We start from the raw sequence: 16,820 nt of genomic DNA, 5'->3' as shown, positions 1-16,820 counted from the left end.
CCCACGCCCGAGATGCCCTTCGGCGGCGTGAAGGATTCGGGCTACGGCTCCGAAGGCGGCCCCGAGGCCATGGAGGCCTACCTGGTGGCCAAGGCTGTGTCGATCATGGCGGCCTAATCCTCGTGAAAGCGGACTTCGGCCCATGTCAGATATAACGACTCCGCTCGCCACAAGCGCATCATTTCCACAAGGGCCGCAGGAAGAGCGGATGACCGTTTGCGGCCGAATGAACAATGCGAGCGGACGGTCCGCCTCCCTCTGACTCGCTTGTCTTCTTGGGCACCAAGCGGCCGGCTTGAAGTGCTTCCACTCTCGCTGCAGTGCCGTGCTAGTGTCACCGGAACCGAGAAGCGATCCCCGCGGATACGGCAGCAATTCAAAACGCCTTCAGCAGGACTTAAGAAGACAGGCAGAGACTTTTCTCCACGGTGCACATCAAGCACCGATTGGAGTCTCAGATGTCTTCCCTCACCAAGCTCCTTGCTGCCGCTGCACTGGGCACCGCAGCCATCGCCTCGCAGGCGCAGGAGCTTCGCAATGCGTCAATCACCGTGGATTCCTCGATGATCCTCAAGGTCGCCGACGGCTGCGGCATCAACGGTTGGCGCGGGCCGTGGGGGCACTGCCACTACGCGAGACCCGTGATGTACGGCCCGCCCTTCTATAGCGCGCCCTACTACGCACCCACGGTGGTCGTGCGTCCGGTGGTCCGTGGTCATTGGGTCTGGCGTTGATCGGATCTTGGGCCCATAGGAACACGCCACCCACATCGACTTCGGAGATTAATCATGAACCTGCAACCCCTCAAGCTTCTTGTCCTTGGCGCCGCCTGCGCCGTTGCCGTGGGCGCATCCGCCGCCGAGCCCTACGGGCTGTCGCATCCGAACTTCCAGGCTGCGGAAGACGCGGCGCAAGCGGCCATCAACCACATCCATGGCGCGCAGAACGTCAATGGTCCGACGTTCGGCGGTCACGCCGGTCGAGCCATCGAGCTGCTCCAGCAGGCGCAGTCCGAGATCGCCATCGCGGATCAGTTCCACCAAGGTCGCCGCTGGTAACTCAGGATAAGCGGGAAGGCCGGCCTCCATTCGAGGTCGGTCCTGAAAGCTCCAAAGTCCAGCTTCTTCCTCGCCTGCCGTACCCGGCCTGCTGCGGGATCAGAGAAGCGATGCGCGAGGGCACGCTGTCTCGCGCTTGCTCAACTCGATGCAGAGTGCCCGGAGATCCTCGACGACCAGGTGGGGAACGGTGTCGTATTCCCAGGCGCGACGATCGCGAACGAGCCATGCGGCCTGCATGCCCGCGTCAATAGCGCCAAGAACGTCCAGTTCGGCATCGTCGCCCACATGCAGCATCTCCGATGGCTCGAGTTGCAGGGATTGCGCGGCTGCATGGAAGATCGCCCGGTGGGGCTTGCCCATGGCAAAGTCCCGCGCTCGAAAGCCGCGGCCTATCCAAGCGCTGACGCCCGTTCGAACGAGGTCGGCATTTCCGTTCGAAATGGCCACCAGCGGATAGCGCGCACTGAGCCAGTGCAACGCGGGCTGCGCGTCCTCGTAGAGCGTGACCTGCTGGCGCTGCACAAAGAAGGCATCGAAGGCCGGCTCGGCCAGCGCCAGGTCCTCGCCCGCGTGACGCAAGGCGGCACGAATGGATTCGTGCCGCAGTTCAATCTGGTCGCCCGCAAGGTCTTGGCGCTCGAGCTCCGCGGCTTCGTGCAGCGCGCGCAGCACGCTGACATCCGTGAGGAGTTCGCCGGTGCGGGGCGCTCGCTGCGTCAACCAGGACAGGAGAGCCTGTTCCGCCCGCTCCATGGTGGGCCTGATGGGCCACAGCGTGTCGTCGAGGTCCAGCGAGATGGCGCGAATGCGGGCGAGATCCAAGGTCATGGGGTCGTCAGAGCGGTGCCCGTGCAGGCGCCGCCGCCACGCTGGCGCCGACCGCGTTGATGTGCACTGGTGTGCCGTCGCGCAATGTGCCCGTGCTGGCCGCAAGCAGCGTGGCGCCCTCTTCAACGCCAGCCACGGTCACGAAGGTCTGACCGTCCGCCTGGCCCCGCCGGCCGGTCTGCACCGCCGCGTCATGCACGTGTCCATCGACCACCTGCTGCACATAGGGCTCGGGCTTGTCCACGCGCACGGCGGCGAGCGGCACGGCAAGCGCCCGGCTGCGACCCAGCAGCAGGCTCCCCTGCGCGTACAGGCCTTGGCGGAAGCCCTCACTGCGCTCTAGTGCCAGGTAGACCAGCACGCTGCGGCTGCCGGCCTGTGCGCTCGGATTGATGCGCGCCACCGTCGCATCGACCTCGCGCTCGCGCCTGTCGGCGGTGCCCGGCGCGCCTACGCTCTCCACCTGCAGGCTGGCGCGCTGGCCAACCCGAACGGCCACCGACTCGGCGGCTGACAGCACGGCTTCGAGTTCGATCCTGCGCAGGTCCACGATCTCGACCAGCTTCGTATCGACTGCGACGCGCTCGCCGCTCTGCACGAGGCGCGCCGCCACCTGGCCGTCGATCGGGCTGCGCACCACCGTGTCGCCGAGCGCCTTGCGCGCCATGTCGACACCCGCCAGCGCCGCCCGATGCGTCGCCCGTGCAGCGTTGAGGCTGGAAAGCGAGTTGTCCAGGGCGGTGCGCGAGATGAAGCCCTGATCCACCAGCGCCTGGTTGTTGTCGTAGCTGCGCTGCGCCACTTCGGCCTGGGCCGCGGCCGAGTCGGCCTGCTCCTGCGCCTGGCGCACGCGCGACTCGTAGTCGCTGGCGTCGATGCGTGCAATGACCTGGCCGGCCTTGACCGTGTCGCCCTCCCGCACCGTCAGGCCGCCGAGCTCGCCGGCCACCTTGGCCTTGACGACGGCGGAATCGACTGCACGCAGCGTTCCGGAGAGCGGAAGGGTCTGCGCCATGTCGATGCTGGCCACGCGCAGCACGTCGGCGGAAAGAAGATTCACCGTGGCCTCGGTGGCCGGCGAACGCGCAAGCGCCCCCTGCGCCTGGCGTCGCTCGACGACATGCAGCGCCGAGCCGGCGACCAGTGCCAGGGCCAGGGCGGCGGCTGAGCACGGGACCCATCGGCTCACGGCTCGCTCCGAACAGCCAGGCCGGCTTGATGTCTGCGACGCAGGTCCTGCGTGGTTTCGCCGGCGCCATCGGGGCGCCAGCCCGGCGGGCGAAGCACGTGGGTCAGCGCGATCCAGGCGCTCCTGGCTTGCCCCATGTCGCGCAGCAGCCTCGCCCAGTGCCCGAACTCGACGACGAAGGGATTACGCGAGGTTTCCGGCGCGACGAGTCCGTAGCGGCAAGGCTCGTCGGCGCGTTCGGCGACGTAGGTGCCGAACAGCCGGTCGAACACGATCAGCACGCCACCGAAGTTCGCGTCCAGGTAGTCGACGTTCGAAGCGTGGTGCACCCGGTGCGCCGACGGCGTGTTCAACACATGCTCGAGCCAGCCCAGTTTCGGAATCCAGGTGGTGTGCAGCCAGTACTGGTAGAAGAGGTTCAGCATCAGCGTAAGCAGCACGGCCTCGGGGCGCACGCCCAGCCAGACGAGCGGCGCGTAAAAGAGATCGGTACCCGTCAACCGGCCGGTCACGCCGAGCCGGTAGGCGGTGGAGAGCGTCAGCTGGTTGGGCGAGTGATGCACCGCGTGCGAAGCCCAGAAGAAGCGGATGCGGTGCGACGCGCGGTGGAACCAGTAGTAGCAGAACTCGTGCGCAACGAAGAAGGCCAGCAGCTGCGCAAGGCCATTGAGTTCCAAGGTGAAGAGGCGGTGCTCCCACACCCATGCGAACACCGGCACGGTGAGCGAAAGCGGCAGCATGGCGAGCAGCTTGCGTCCCAGCACGTCGGCAACGGACAACCACATCTCGTGCCACGCAAAGGGTGTGGCGGTGTTTCGGTCGCGCCAGCTCAGCCACAGGGCTTCGACAAACGACACGCCGATGATGACGGCACCGGCAAAGAAGGCGAGATCCGCAAACTGACTCATCGCGATTTCCTAGGAAGCCTCGCCATCCGCGCGCGCCGCGGCTGCGGCCTGCGCCCCTGCTGCTCGAGCATCGAGATGATCTGCGCCACGGTCGCTTCAAGCAGCGGCATCCCGCCGAAGACGAAGCCCCGCGCCTGCAGCCCCTCGCAGGCCATGACGCGCGACCACGGACCCGATGGCTCGGGCGGAAAGGGCCCTCTGGCGCCGGTCAGGCGCTGGACGATGCGCGCGATGTCCGCGGTGCTGACCAGCACGTCGCTGCAGTTGAATGTGCGGCCCGCGATGTCCGGCGCGCCGAGCAGCATCCAGACCGCGCGGGCCACGTCCCTGCCATGGACTTCCGACGCGCGTCGGCACTCGGGCCAGGGCTGGCCGCGACGAATGGCGTCGACGAGCGAAAGCCATTTTGTCCGCGCCGGCGGATGCACGACGCCGTAGACGCCCGTCGGCCGCAACGCGCAGATGTCCCAGCCGCCGCCACGCCCCCAGCTGCTGACGAACGCATCAACCGCTGCCTTGCAGGCGCCATAGTGCGTGTGGGGCCGGGCTGCGCTGTCGTCATGAAGCAGGCTGCCAAGATCCGCGTCGCCCGCCGCATCCCCGTACGCGGCGCGGGACGACAGGAAGATGAACCGCCCGACCCCGGATGAACGGGCCGCCTGCATCAGGCGCAGCGACCCGCCCACATTCATCTCGATGAAGCGGGACAGGTCCGTACCTTCCCCGCCGCGGTAGCGCCCCGGCACATGTTCCAGCGCGCAGTGCACAACAGCGTCGGTGCCGGCGACAAAACGCGCGAGCAACTCGTCGTCCGAACCCAGGGAGCCGTCGTGCCACTCAATCGGGCCGGCGAAGCCCGTGCGATCGCTTTCGGCGCGCGCCAGGGCTCGCACGGCGACGCCCCGCTGGTGCAGTTCCTGCGCTATGAAGCGGCCGACGTAGCCGGTCGCGCCCGTCAGGCCGACAAGCATGGCAGGCCCACGCGAGGGGATGGCACCTGGCCAACCTCGCCCTCTTCGTAGATGCGCCGCCAGAACTCGATGAGCGGCGCCAGCAGTTCCCGCTTGGGGTGCTCGGCCATCCACGGCTTCTCGTACTGGTAGTGGATGATCCCGATCCGTTCGGGAATCCACAGCTGCGGTTGGTTGAAGAACAGGTATTGCAGGGTGTTGTACCAGTGCGGCAGAACGCACCAGGCGGGGAACATCGCCTCCAGGAAAGTCTGGTCCGTCCTGCGCCAGAAGGCACCTGGCGCATCCAACTGCGCAAGAAGCCGTTCGAACTCCGCGGCCGAAGGCCTGGCGACGAACACGCCGGAATTCATGCGGCCGAAGTCCTCGAGCTCCTGGTAGAGGTTGGGCGCCGCACCGAAGGCCGGGTACTCGAAGAGCCGGTCGACATTGCGCACAACCACCGTGTCCGCATCGAGGAAGACGACCTTCTCGTATTCCGTCAGCTCCCAGCAGCGAAGCTTGAGGAAGTTGTTCAGCGTCTCGTGGAACTGCGGCTTGGTCCCGCGGGTGAACGGGGCCGCGCGGCCCAGCGCCGCGGTAGCATGCCGCGCGCAGAACTGCGCCGACAGCGGCAGGGGCGGCACCGCCCTCAACTCGCAGCCATGGCGCTCCAGCAGCCCCGCGTCCATCTGGCCGATCGTCTGTTCAGGCACCAGGACGATGAGCGGGGCGCGCGCACGCATCGCCTGCAACGATCTCGCCAGCGCCACGGCGCCGGGCATGTACTGGGGATTGCTCAACAAGGTGCAGTAGGCAAACATGTGCAGACATGGCTCGAAGCGGCCACGAAGAAGGATGTCGAATTGCTTTCTGCTGGACGGATCGTGCTGCCGTCAGCAGGCAGCCATGTCCAGTTCGCGCTCGGGCTCGCACTCGAGCTCGCCACACAGGCGCGCCGCCGCCGGCAAGAGCACGTCCCGCACCTTGCGCAGGATCGCCTGCGCCTCGCCTTCGCCGTAGAGCTCACGGTTGTGGACCAGCAGGATGACGCCTTCTCCCTGCATTTCACCGACCGACAGGAACAACCCGTACGGCACGAAGCGCGTGGGCAACGAGACGGTTTCCAGGGCCAGCCCGGGAAGGATGTCGCAGGCACCCGCGCCGAAGCCCAGGGACAGCTCTGCAAAGCGCTTTTGCACATGAAAGCTGATCAACGCCGTCCGGTGCAGCGGCAAGGCGTCGCAATCTGGGCCATGCGGCCCGACGGTTTCGGCCCTGCGCGCATGCACCTGGCCGGCGCTGATCTCTGTGCCCAGCCGACGCGCGCGATCAGCGAAAGCTTCGCTCGTGTGCGCCGGCGTCAGCAAGCCATAGGTCATCAACGGACCGACGACGCGCAGGCTTGCGGCATTGCGTCTCAACGTGAAGGTGGTGCTCAGCGCAGAGCCTGGCTGAACAGCGTCCAGCACCAGCTGGAACGCGGCGGCATACAGGCCCGGGCGCGTGGTGCCCGCTGCCCGCGCTGCCCTTTCGAGCAGGGCATGTTCCTGTGCGTCGAGCTGGGTGCTGCAGACCGCGCTGGCAAGCGAGACTTTCCTTCGGCCGTGCATCAAACCTTCGCGCGCCGGCATCTGTCCACGTGTCGTCGCCAGCTTCCCGGACCAGTACGCTGCGTCGCGCAGCCCCGCCTCCGAGCCCAAGTAGTCCGCTTCCGCCGCCGCCAGGCTTGCGAGGCCGTCATCGGCTGCTTCGTCTTCCAGCGATCCGCCCTGCAGCAGCGTGGCGTAGCCTTCGATGACATGCTTCAGGCCCAGGCCGATGCTGTAGCCATCGACGACGATATGGTGCGCGTGGAACAGGAAGAGATGCGTCTCGTCAGAGATGGGGAAGATCACCATCCGCAGCAGCGGGCCGCGCGTCAGGTCAAAAGGCCTGGCGATGGTCTCCTGAAGTGCCTTCATCGCGGCCTCCATGCTGTCGCGACGCTCGGGTTCCTGCACCTGCAAGGCGATCCGCTCCCCTTGCCGGCGGGCGGCTGCGGCGCCGTCCTGCACGACCACCGAAGACAGGACCGAACTTTTTCTCGCGCTCCAGGCCACCGCCGAGGCAAACGCCGGCAGGTCGAGTGTTCCGCGAAGCAAGAACGCACGTGCCAGCATGTCCGCCTGCGGCTGGACCCCATGCAGCGCCAGCATTCTTTGCTGCGGCCGCGTCAACGGCACGCCGGCTGCCACCGCCTCGCCTTCGTGCGCACTCATGACGCCAGCTCGCCAATGCAGCTCAGCGCGTCCAGCTTCGGTTGCTTCACAAGGGCATCGTCGATGGCCGGCGGCAACGACAACTGCGTGTCGTGCGCGCGCGTCCAGGCCGAGACACAGGGAATTCGCTCGCGCCGGATGCGCTCCTTGAAGCGCACCACCGTATCGAGCACTTCCTGCATCAGGCCCTCGTGCAGCCGAACGGGGTTCAGGCCCAGGGCCAGGAACTGTTCGTTGATGACCGCCAGGTCGTTCTCGACCGCTTCATTCCGGGGGTTGTGCACATAGTCGATCGGGCATCCGGTCTGGCGGTGCACCAGGTGCGCCAGTTCCCGCACGCGGTGCGTCTCGGTCGCCTGGTTGAAGATCTTGACGCGCTCGCCACGCCGCGGCGCATGGCGCAACGCAAGCTCGATGCAGCGCACCGTGTCGCTGATGTGGATGAATGCGCGCGTCTGCCCGCCCGTGCCATGCACCGTCAGCGGGTACCCCAGCGCAGCTTGCACGAGGAAACGATTGAGCACCGTGCCATAGTCGCCGTCGTAGTCGAAGCGGTTGACCAGGCGGGGATCGAGCGCCGTTTCGCGCGTCTGGGTGCCCCATACGATGCCCTGGTGCAGGTCGGTGATGCGCATGCCATCGTTCTTTGCGTAGAAGGCAAAGAGGATCTGGTCGATGCACTTGGTCGCGTGGTAGATGCTGCCCGGATTGGTCGGATGAAGGATGTCGACACTGCGGCGTTGCCCGTCGCCCCCCTGCACCTCGACATTGAGATATCCCTCGGGGATCGCCGAGCCCGTGTCCGAATAGCCGTACACGCCCATCGTTCCGAGATGCACGACATGCGCATCGACCTCGGCATCGACGAGTGCGCACAGCAGGTTGTGCGTGGTGCTGACGTTGTTGTTGACCGTGTAGCGCTTCAGGCGCGGCGTCTTCATCGAGTAGGGTGCGGCACGCTGCTGCGCGAAGTCGATGACGGCATCGGGCTTCCACGCGTGCAGCAGTTCCACGAGCCGGCTGTATTCGCTTGCGACGTCGAGCGTCTCCCAATGGATCGTCTTGCCGGTCGCTTCCCGCCAGGCGCGGCAGCGCTCGGCGGGTGAGGCGATCGGGGTCAACGATTCGACCTTCAGTTCCACGTCGATATGGCGGCGGCTGAGGTTGTCGATGATCACGACCTCATGGCCCTGGGCCGACAGATGAAGCGAGGTCGGCCAGCCGACAAAGCCGTCGCCACCCAGGATGAACAATCGCATAGCTAGGTTCCTTCAAGACTGGTTGTCATGTGCAGGTGTTCGACGATCTTCTGGAGATGCGACGGCGAAGCAGCATGTGGAGCGACTGGCGTCCCTACGCTGACCGTGATGCGGCTTCTGCTGCCATTGCGCATCGGCCGTGGAACACGTGCACTCGTGTCCCTGGAAAAACAGCTGCCCCAGAGGCCCTGTAACGCCATCGGCACCACAGGCACGGGCACGCGCCGAAGAATCTCGCGCACGCCAGGCTGGAAGCGGGAGATGGCGCCGGTGGCGCTTCGCCTGCCTTCGGGAAAGAGGCAGATCAGTTCACCGGCTTCCAGCGAGCGGGCGCATTCGTCATAGGCACTGGCCAGCAGGTCCGCGTCCCTGGCGCCCGAAGCGACGGGAATGGCTCGGGTAAAGCGGAAGAACCAGTGGCCAAGCGGGTTTCGGTAGATCCGATTGCTCATGACGAAGCGCAGCGGCCTCGGGCTGGAAGCGCCGATGACGAAAGCATCCAGATAGCTCACGTGGTTGCATACGAGTAGGGCACCCCCTTGTGTCGGTATGTGCTGCACGTTCACCAGTCGGATCCGGTACGCAGCCCGGACGACAAGCCTGACAACCGCATGCAGGAAGTTGAGCCGGAAGCGCCACACGCAAACTAGTGACGCGCACAGCACACTGGAGCCGGACACTGCCGCGAGCGGTACCGAACTAATGCGATCGATCATCTTCTTGGCTACTTAGTGGATGCCGTGCGAGAGCGAGGAACGGCTGAGGTTGCGATCGGACTTGTCTGGGTGAGTTCTCGGCTCGAGAGACAACAACCGCGATTGGGTGGATATTAGGGAAGGCAGCCGCATGAGCATTGCCTCCCTGTCCCATCTTCGCTGCCGGAGTACCAAGCTGTCGACGACAGATGTGCCCCGCCCGCGAGACAACACACCGACCCCGAAACGTTTGCGCAAGCAACAGGACGCCCAGAGAAGTAGCAGACGTCCGCCCGAGCTACCTTCAAGGTACGCAGTAGCAACTGCGCTAAGGAGCTCCAATCTTGGTCTGCCTGCCGTCCGACGCGCAACCTTCCGGACTGGGTGTTGCAATCGATCCCCTGTTTCACAGCCTTCCAGGCTATTCGTTTCCGTGCGATTCGGATGGGATGGCTGAACGCTATGGGAGCTTCAATCGAAACTTGGGACGCCTGCGCAACCTGAACTCGGGGCTGGTTTACACAATCGCTTTTCGTCGAGCAAGGGCGCCATCGGCGCGGTGCTTGGCGAAATTGCGAACGCAACAACCTTTGAGAACAGGCCCCGATCCATGCCTCACGAATCCCTCAAGCGCCTGATGTGCCTTGGCTGCGGCTTTTCCTACGACGAATCGCTGGGCTTGCCCGAGCACGGCATTGCCGCGGGCACCCGTTGGGAAGAGATTCCCGCGGACTGGGTCTGCCCCGACTGCGGCACGCCCAAGCACATGTTCGAGATGGTGACCATCGGCTACGCGCAGGGCCAGCCGCACCATGCCCGCGCCTAGACAAAAAAGGAACGCAATGACCCAGTCCTTCGTCATTCGCAGCGCAGAGCGCGGCCACGACCTGATCAAGTCCACCGGGCAGGGCGCGTCCTATGTGGCCGGGCATCCTGACGGCTACATCACCCGGGCCTCCAGCTTCAACTTCGGCCAGTACCAGAAGGGGCGGCCGGGCTTCGGCCCGATCCGCGTGTTCGGCGACGAGATCTTCCACGGCGCGGGCTGCGGCTACAACATGCACCCGCACCACAACTTCGTGATCTGCGCCTTCCTCTTCTCCGGCGAGCTCACGCATGTGAACACGGCCGCCGAAGGCATGGTCGATCGGCTGCGGCCTGGCGACTACTACGTTTTCTCGGCCGGCGCCGGCGGCAAGCACTGCGAGCTCAGCGTGTCGCAGGAGGACATGCAGGTCGTGTACCTGTGGCTCTTGCCCAACCAGCTGTACCTGCCCACCACCTACCACCGCAGTCACTTCGACTTCCGCGAGCGGCGGCACGAGCTGGTCCAGCTGATCGGCGACGGCGACGATGCGCTGCCCATCCCGCAGGACCTGCGGGTGTCGCGGCTGCTGACCGATGCCGGCGACACGCACAGCTACCGCCTGCGCTCGCCGTCCCACGGTGTCTACGTGTACGTGCGCGAGGGCGCCGTGCGTTGCAATGGCGCCGTCCTGGGCCGGCGCGACAGCATCGGCCTGTGGGAGGTGGAGGACGCCACCATCACGCTCGACGTCATCGAGGACGACAGCGACATCTTCCTGGTGGAGACCATCATGATCGACGACGAACGGTTCCGCGATTGGGCGCACGAGCACGACCACGAGCATGTTGAAGCGGTTCACGCGGAAGCGAAGGAGGCCTGAGATGCCGATCATGCAGGTGCAATATGGGGCAGGGCAGCTCGACACATCGAGCAAGGCCGAGCTGGCCCGGCGGCTGACCGACGTGCTGATCCGCATGGAAGGCGGCGCGAACACCCACGGCGGCCGTGCCTTCGCCTGGGTCATGTTCTCGGAGTTGCCTGAGTCCGATTGGTGGGTGGGCGGCGCTGCGGACGACGGTTTCGTCGCCACGCCGGGGAAATTCCTGGTGACCGTGACCATTCCCGAGGGCTACATGAATGCGGCCCACAAGAACGAGGTTCATGCCTGGGTGGCCGAGGCGCTGCTGGCGGCGACCCACACCGCCGGACTGCCAGGTGCGGGGGCCAGCATCCTGGTGGTCATCGACGAAGTCACCGAGGGCAACTGGAGCGCGGCAGGCCAGCCCATCAGCCTGGAGCGCATTGCGGACAGCGTGGGCCTCTCCAAGGACGGCGAGCGCTTCGCGTGGTCGCGCCAGTACTTCGAGGCCAAGGTCCGCATGCTGGACGCGGCCGGCTATCCGCGCGATGCGGGTGGCGTGATGCCTAGCCAGGATCGGTCGTGACCGCGGCGCAGCCTTCCGGTGCGGCGCTCTGCCGCTTCGACCCGTCGTCGGTCAAGGCGCTCGCGTTCGGCATGCAGGGCACGCCGCTCGACTTCCACAGGGACAATCGCGGGCCCATCGGTCCACCTCCATCTAGCAAGCCTCCTGCCCTCCCGACGATCTCACCTACTGCGCCTGACGTGTTGTCGAATGGCGCGACGAGTCACATGGCGAATGAGCAGACACGACCTGAGAGCCATCGCGGCTCCAATTGGAGTATCGAGGCCTTCCGCCTGAGCCATTTAACGTGCGGTCGAATGCGGCGCAAATTGCGGGAGGTTCGCGCACTGAAGTTCCAATGCTCAGCCCGATATGAAACTGTAGCCCTACAACGTCCCGCCGTGACTAGCGCCCCTCATGCTGCACGGGGCAAGCGACTGGTCACTCACCGATCGACCCGCGTAGTTCAATTCCCAAGCAATGGTCGCCTACAGCACGATGCAATATGCGCAGCCGATCTCCAAGCTGCCCATGGCACGTTGAGCATGCCTCCAGCTAGCGGCTCGCGGGTCCGCTATCCCAGGGTGGCTCGCTCCCACGGCGCAGTGCCGTCTGAATTCGTCGAACCACCTGCTCCACCGTGAGCGCGCTCGAATCAATGGCCAGCGGCGCGCTGGCGTATAGAGGCGCGCGCGCGGCCATAGTGCGGCGGATGCTGTCCATGGCCTGTCGGCGCATTGCGGCCGACGCAATCCGCTCGTCGTTCTGAGCGTGCGTGCGGCGGTAGTAGATGTCCGGCGCCGCATGCAGCCAGACCGTGAAGCAGGTCCGCATCAGCAGTTCGTAGGAAAATGGATCGGTCACAATGCCCCCGCCCGGCGCCAGCACGAAGGCGGGCTGCTGCATCAACGTGCGCTCCAGCAGTTGGCGTTCCAGTGTGCGGTATCCGGTCTGGCCATACAGCGCGAACACCTTGTCTAGCGGCTGGCCCGCCTCGCGCGCCACCTCGTGGTCCAGTTCTACAAAGGGGCATTTCAGCCGCGTCGCGAGTAGTTCGCCCACTGACGACTTGCCTGCGCCGCGGATGCCGAGCAACACCACGCGCTGCGCTCGCGTCTCGTCGCCGCTCATGCCGTCGAGCAGCGCGCGGCGCAAGGCTGGCAGCGCGCTGATCGGCTGCTTGCGGATGAACTCAACCAGCAGCGCGCGCTCGATCGCGCTTGCGTCCGGCTCAACTTCAGCCAGCATGGCCTCCACTGATACACCCAGCGCGTGCGCCAGCCGGTCCAACACCAGCACCGAGACGTTGCCCTGACCGGCTTCCAACCGTGCTATGTGCGGCACGGAAACCTTGGACTGCGACGCGAATAGCGTGCGCGACATGCCACGCAAGTCGCGCAACTGGCGCACGCGCGCGGCCAGCGCCTGCAGTCGTTGCTGCTCCCGCCGGCACCGGTCGTCGCGTGCCAGCGCGGAGTCCTCGGGCTTGCGTGCATCGGCCATCAGGGTTCTTGGGTGGGCAGGTGGGCGGAGATAAGTATCTTATTTGATTGTTTCCACTCACAAAAAGCTTCTATACGATCCGCCGCCAAGAAGGAGACGCCATATGGAAGCTGCGCTGGCACATGCGCTCGCGAGACTCGACGCCGCCACGTCGCTGGCCGATCTGGTCGAGTACACCTGCGCCCGCCATGGCGCGCGGCCGGCGTTCTCGCAGGGCGGTCGGACCCTCGGATATGCGGAGTTCGGCCGCCTGAGCGCCGCCTTTGCCGATTGGCTGCGTCACGATGCCGGGCTGCAAGCGGGCGACCGTGTCGCCCTTATGCTGCCCAACCTGCTGCAGTACCCCGTCGTTTTGGCCGGGGTATGGCGGGCGGGCCTCGTGGCAGTGAACGTGAACCCGCAGTACACGGCGCGCGAGTTGGCTCACCAACTTGGCGACAGCGGCGCGCGCGTCATCGTGGCAATGGACAGTCTGGCGGCACTGCTGGCCGAGGTCGCTGCCGGCACTAGTCTGCGCCACGTAGTGCTGACGAATGCCGACGATCTGCTGGGAATGGGGTCTGGCGGTGGTCTGCCGCCCGAGCCCTGCGGCACGCTGCGCCTGCGCGCCCTGTTGGAACATCCGGCCCGCGCGCTTCCAGCCGATACAGCGCGGCCTGCCCGGGACGACATCGCGCTGCTGCAGTACACAGGCGGCACGACCGGCGTGAGCAAGGGCGCCATGCTCACGCACGGCAACCTGCTCGCCAACCTGCACCAGGCCACCCAGTGGTATGGCCGCACGTTGCGCGAAGGGGCGGAGACGGTGGTCACCATCCTGCCGCTCTATCACATCTTCGCGCTGAGCTTCAACGGCTTGTTGATGCTGCACCTCGGCGCGCACAACCGGTTGGTGGCCAGTCCGCGCGACCTGGCCGCCATCGCCGCTGCACTGAACGGCTGTACCGTACTTAGCGGCGTGAACACCTTGTACGCGGCCCTGCTCGATGCGCCGGAAGTGGCGCAGGTGGACCTGCGGGGTCTGAAGCTGGCCGTCGCAGGCGGCACGGCTACCCAGCCCGCTGTGGCCGAGCGCTGGCTTCGCCGCACGGGCCGGGCGATTGCAGAGGGCTATGGCCTGACCGAGGCGTCGCCCTTCGTGCTGTCCGAAGATCCGAGCGGCGCGAGCGGTCCGGGCCTACTGCCGATGCCCGACACAGAAGTCGCGGTGTGCGCGCCGGACGGCACGCGACTACCGCCCGGTGAGCCCGGCGAATTGCGCGTGCGCGGTCCCCAGGTGATGCGTGGCTACTGGGGGCGACTGGATGAGACCGCCGAGACACTCGATGCCCAGGGATGGCTGCGCACCGGCGACGTCGGGCGCATGGATACGCGGGGCGCTTTTACCATCACCGACCGCAGCAAGGACATGGTGCTGGTCTCCGGCTTCAACGTCTATCCCAACGAGGTCGAGGCGGTACTGAGCAGCCACCCCGGCGTGACCGAGTGCGCCGTGGTCGGCATGCCCGACGCCCGCACCGGCGAGGCCGTGCACGCCTTCGTCGTGCCACGCGCGGCGGGCCTGTCGACCGACGAACTCATCGCGCACTGTCGCGCGCAACTGGCGGCCTACAAGGTGCCACGCCGCATCGAGTTCGTGGCGCAGCTTCCCAAAAGCCCGGTGGGCAAGGTGCTACGCCGCCTGCTGCGCACCTGATCGCTATTCATCTTGGTCCGAGGTACTGGCATGATGCACTGTCCTGCCGCGCGACCTGCTGGCGGGCAAGACGGCCTTTGTCACCGGCGGCAGTAGCGGCATCAATCTGGCCATCGCCGAGGCCTATGCGGCACATGGCGCGAGTGTGGCGGTCTGCGGCCGCAACGCCGAGCGACTGACGGCCGCCGCGGCGCGGCTGCGGACGCACGGCACCGAGGTGTGCACTTGGCAGGCCGACGTGCGCGACCCGCAGCAATTGGCCGTCGCGCTGGAGGGAACGCGCGCGCAGTTGGGAGCCATCGGCATTCTGGTGTGCGGCGCAGCCGGCAACTTCCTGGCCCGAGCCGAGGATCTATCGTTCAACGGCTTCCGTACCGTCGTGGACATCGACCTGATGGGCTCGTTCCACGCTGCCAAACTGTCGTTCGAACAACTGCGGCAGACGCGCGGCAGCATCGTGTTCGTGACCGCTGCCATGGCCAGCGCAGCCCACGCTGTCAACTGCACGTGGGCGCTGCCAAGGCCGGTGTGGACAACTTGATGCGCAACCTTGCCCTTGAATGGGGCGGCCACGGCATCCGCTCCAACGCCATCATGCCTGGCCCGATCGAGGATACCGAAGGCATGCGCAGGCTGTCCACGCACGGCGGCATGGGCGCACTGGCCGACAGCATCCCGCTGGGCCGGCTGGGCCAGGTGGATGAGGTAGCCGACGCAGCGCTTTTCCTCGCCTCTCCGCTGGCGCGGTACGTCACCGGGGTGGTGCTGCCAGTCGACGGCGGCCAATGTCTAGCCGGCTCCGCCCCCTTCAACGCAGGTGCGCTGGCCTTCCTGGCTGAGCAGGCCCGCGCACGCAATGAAGCGGCTTCGCCCGAAACAGCGTAACAACGGCCTCCTGACAAGGACTCGTGTGATTCGCCGGAGCCCAGGTTGTCCGGCGTACGCGTACAGCCAGCCAGCCAATCCGGTCGAGATCGTCTGCGACGTCCCGTCCGCCGGCACTGCCGACCGCACGGCACGCTGCGTGGGTGAGTTGCCAACCGGCAGCAGCCAAAGCCTGCATGCGGCCGTGATCAACAACCGCACCGGCGCAGGGCAGAGGGCGGCGGGCCTACGTGCTGGTCATAACTCGGCGCTCGCCGGTCGCGCCCCGCTGCTCACGCCGCTGGGCGCCCTGTCGGTGTACTCGCACGTTTAGACCGACCCACGCCGAAACTTGACACGACACGGATGGCCGTGTTCGCTGTCATCCCGACAATGGCGAGCCTGAGTTCGTCGATGGCATGACACCCAGCTCGGCCTCAGAACGCCACGGCAGCCGAACCTTTCAGTCCCAGCATGGAGCGTGCCTCTTCCGGAGTCGCGACCTCGCAGCCAAGCTCTTCGACGATCCGGCGGACCTTCCGAACTTGCTCGGCATTGGACAGCGCTAGTTGACCCCGTGCGATGTGCAGTGAGTCCTCCAGACCAACACGCACGTGCCCGCCCAAGGTCACGGCGGCTGCGGCCAGGCTCATCTGGCTTGCACCTGCACCGAGCACCGACCATCTGTAGTCTCCGCCAAATAGCCTATCAGCGGTTCGCTTCATGAACACCAGGTTGTCGAGGTCGGCGCCGATGCCTCCCAGGATGCCCAGCACGAACTGGATGAAGACAGGCGCTTTGAACAAGCCCGCGTCCATGCAGAACTTCAGGTTGTATAGATGCCCGACGTCGTAGCACTCGTGCTCGAAGCGGATGCGGTGCTCTCCGCCCAGCGCTTTGGCCACCATGGCTATGTCCCGGAAGGTATTCCGGAAAATGTAGCCATCGGATTCCCTGAGGTACTGCTGTTCCCAGTCGAACTTCCATGCCTTGTAGCGCGCAGCCAAAGGATGCATCGAAAAATTCATGCTGCCCATGTTCAGTGAGCACATCTCAGGGGAGAACTTGCGCGCGGGTGCGATGCGCTCCTCCACGGAGTTCGTGAGGCTGCCGCCCGTGGACAGGTTGACCACCGCGTCGGTCGATGCCTTGATCGTGGGAAGAAACGCCCCGAAGTGCTCCGGAAGGATCGACACCGCGCCATTATCCGGATGGCGCGCGTGCAGGTGCAGCACCGCTGCGCCCGCTTGTGCGGCGTCGATGGCCTGCCGGGCGATATCCTCGGGACGGTATGGCAGTGCGTCCGACATGGTGGGGGTATGAATTGCGCCTGTGACGGCACAAGTAATGATGACTTTTCGGCGATCAGCGGCC

The 16,820-nt window shown here is 65.9% G+C and carries 19 protein-coding genes; 9 read left to right on the top strand and 10 right to left on the bottom strand.

The features are described from left to right. The 3 genes from BM345_RS29765 to BM345_RS19160 form a co-directional block, all read left to right on the top strand. Nucleotides 1-117 (top strand): aldehyde dehydrogenase family protein (locus BM345_RS29765; RefSeq protein ID WP_139237564.1); only part of this gene is annotated, 117 nt, incomplete at its 5' end. Between the two features lie 341 nt (nucleotides 118-458). Beyond that, nucleotides 459-734: a GCG_CRPN prefix-to-repeats domain-containing protein gene (locus BM345_RS19165; RefSeq protein WP_139237563.1), complete on the top strand. Its 276-nt coding sequence runs from the start codon at nucleotides 459-461 to the stop codon at nucleotides 732-734. A gap of 54 nt (nucleotides 735-788) precedes the next feature. Then, on the top strand, nucleotides 789-1,058 hold the full coding sequence (locus BM345_RS19160; protein WP_093382140.1) for a hypothetical protein: 270 nt from the start codon (nucleotides 789-791) through the stop codon (nucleotides 1,056-1,058). A 99-nt stretch (nucleotides 1,059-1,157) separates the two neighbouring features. Here BM345_RS19160 and BM345_RS19155 read toward each other — a convergent pair whose 3' ends face one another. The 8 genes from BM345_RS19155 to BM345_RS19120 all read right to left on the bottom strand — a co-directional run bounded on the left by BM345_RS19155 (nucleotide 1,158) and on the right by BM345_RS19120 (nucleotide 9,172). Beyond that, nucleotides 1,158-1,889 carry an HAD family hydrolase gene (locus BM345_RS19155; protein ID WP_093382138.1) on the bottom strand — a complete coding sequence of 244 codons (732 nt, stop codon included), beginning with the start codon at nucleotides 1,887-1,889 and terminating at the stop codon, nucleotides 1,158-1,160. A gap of 7 nt (nucleotides 1,890-1,896) precedes the next feature. Then, the gene (locus BM345_RS19150; protein ID WP_093382135.1) at nucleotides 1,897-3,078 is read right to left on the bottom strand and encodes an efflux RND transporter periplasmic adaptor subunit; all 1,182 of its coding nucleotides are present in this window, start codon (nucleotides 3,076-3,078) and stop codon (nucleotides 1,897-1,899) included. Then, the gene (locus tag BM345_RS19145) at nucleotides 3,075-3,986 is read right to left on the bottom strand and encodes a sterol desaturase family protein (protein WP_093382132.1); all 912 of its coding nucleotides are present in this window, start codon (nucleotides 3,984-3,986) and stop codon (nucleotides 3,075-3,077) included. The genes BM345_RS19150 and BM345_RS19145 overlap by 4 nt, the downstream gene beginning before the upstream one ends. Continuing rightward, on the bottom strand, nucleotides 3,983-4,957 hold the full coding sequence (locus tag BM345_RS19140; protein WP_093382129.1) for an NAD-dependent epimerase/dehydratase family protein: 975 nt from the start codon (nucleotides 4,955-4,957) through the stop codon (nucleotides 3,983-3,985). Before BM345_RS19140 ends, BM345_RS19145 begins: the two co-directional genes overlap by 4 nt. Further along, a complete protein-coding gene (locus BM345_RS19135; RefSeq protein WP_217654009.1) occupies nucleotides 4,942-5,739 on the bottom strand; it encodes a glycosyltransferase in 798 nt (265 codons plus the stop codon). The genes BM345_RS19140 and BM345_RS19135 overlap by 16 nt, the downstream gene beginning before the upstream one ends. Before the next feature lie 93 nt (nucleotides 5,740-5,832). After that, entirely contained in the window at nucleotides 5,833-7,197 is a 1,365-nt protein-coding gene (locus BM345_RS19130; protein ID WP_093382125.1) for a condensation domain-containing protein, read from the bottom strand. Beyond that, nucleotides 7,194-8,456 (bottom strand): NAD-dependent epimerase/dehydratase family protein, encoded by a 1,263-nt coding sequence (locus BM345_RS19125; RefSeq protein ID WP_093382122.1) that lies wholly within the window; start codon nucleotides 8,454-8,456, stop codon nucleotides 7,194-7,196. Before BM345_RS19125 ends, BM345_RS19130 begins: the two co-directional genes overlap by 4 nt. 2 nt (nucleotides 8,457-8,458) lie before the next feature. Continuing rightward, nucleotides 8,459-9,172 (bottom strand): 1-acyl-sn-glycerol-3-phosphate acyltransferase, encoded by a 714-nt coding sequence (locus BM345_RS19120; protein WP_093382120.1) that lies wholly within the window; start codon nucleotides 9,170-9,172, stop codon nucleotides 8,459-8,461. Nucleotides 9,173-9,761: 589 nt separating this feature from the next. Here BM345_RS19120 and BM345_RS19115 point away from each other — a divergent pair. The 3 genes from BM345_RS19115 to BM345_RS19105 are packed head-to-tail and all read left to right on the top strand — an operon-like array spanning nucleotide 9,762 to nucleotide 11,404. Further along, complete coding sequence (locus BM345_RS19115) at nucleotides 9,762-9,977, top strand: rubredoxin (RefSeq protein ID WP_093382117.1); 216 nt, start codon at nucleotides 9,762-9,764, stop codon at nucleotides 9,975-9,977. Nucleotides 9,978-9,993: 16 nt separating this feature from the next. Then, a complete protein-coding gene (locus BM345_RS19110; RefSeq protein ID WP_217654008.1) occupies nucleotides 9,994-10,839 on the top strand; it encodes a pirin family protein in 846 nt (281 codons plus the stop codon). A 1-nt stretch (nucleotide 10,840) separates the two neighbouring features. Continuing rightward, entirely contained in the window at nucleotides 10,841-11,404 is a 564-nt protein-coding gene (locus tag BM345_RS19105) for a tautomerase family protein (protein ID WP_093382112.1), read from the top strand. A 534-nt stretch (nucleotides 11,405-11,938) separates the two neighbouring features. Here BM345_RS19105 and BM345_RS19100 read toward each other — a convergent pair. After that, on the bottom strand, nucleotides 11,939-12,886 hold the full coding sequence (locus tag BM345_RS19100; protein ID WP_093382110.1) for a shikimate kinase: 948 nt from the start codon (nucleotides 12,884-12,886) through the stop codon (nucleotides 11,939-11,941). A gap of 103 nt (nucleotides 12,887-12,989) precedes the next feature. Here BM345_RS19100 and BM345_RS19095 point away from each other — a divergent pair, with 103 nt between their 5' ends. From BM345_RS19095 to BM345_RS30595, 3 genes are read left to right on the top strand one after another with little or no spacing between them, the layout of a single operon-like run. Further along, nucleotides 12,990-14,582: an AMP-binding protein gene (locus BM345_RS19095; RefSeq protein ID WP_093382107.1), complete on the top strand. Its 1,593-nt coding sequence runs from the start codon at nucleotides 12,990-12,992 to the stop codon at nucleotides 14,580-14,582. A gap of 43 nt (nucleotides 14,583-14,625) precedes the next feature. After that, nucleotides 14,626-15,123: an SDR family NAD(P)-dependent oxidoreductase gene (locus BM345_RS30600; protein WP_368086490.1), complete on the top strand. Its 498-nt coding sequence runs from the start codon at nucleotides 14,626-14,628 to the stop codon at nucleotides 15,121-15,123. Further along, nucleotides 15,123-15,467 (top strand): SDR family oxidoreductase, encoded by a 345-nt coding sequence (locus BM345_RS30595; RefSeq protein WP_254789813.1) that lies wholly within the window; start codon nucleotides 15,123-15,125, stop codon nucleotides 15,465-15,467. The genes BM345_RS30600 and BM345_RS30595 overlap by 1 nt, the downstream gene beginning before the upstream one ends. A 416-nt stretch (nucleotides 15,468-15,883) precedes the next feature. Here BM345_RS30595 and BM345_RS19085 read toward each other — a convergent pair whose 3' ends face one another. Further along, the gene (locus tag BM345_RS19085) at nucleotides 15,884-16,756 is read right to left on the bottom strand and encodes a 3,5-dioxohexanoate:acetyl-CoA acetone transferase (protein ID WP_254789812.1); all 873 of its coding nucleotides are present in this window, start codon (nucleotides 16,754-16,756) and stop codon (nucleotides 15,884-15,886) included. Nucleotides 16,757-16,820: the final 64 nt, after the last annotated feature.

The organism is Variovorax sp. OV329, assembly GCF_900114785.1.
Lineage (GTDB): Bacteria > Pseudomonadota > Gammaproteobacteria > Burkholderiales > Burkholderiaceae_C > Variovorax.
Note: the sequence above shows the minus strand (reverse complement) of the source record. Positions and strands in the feature narration are given on the sequence as shown.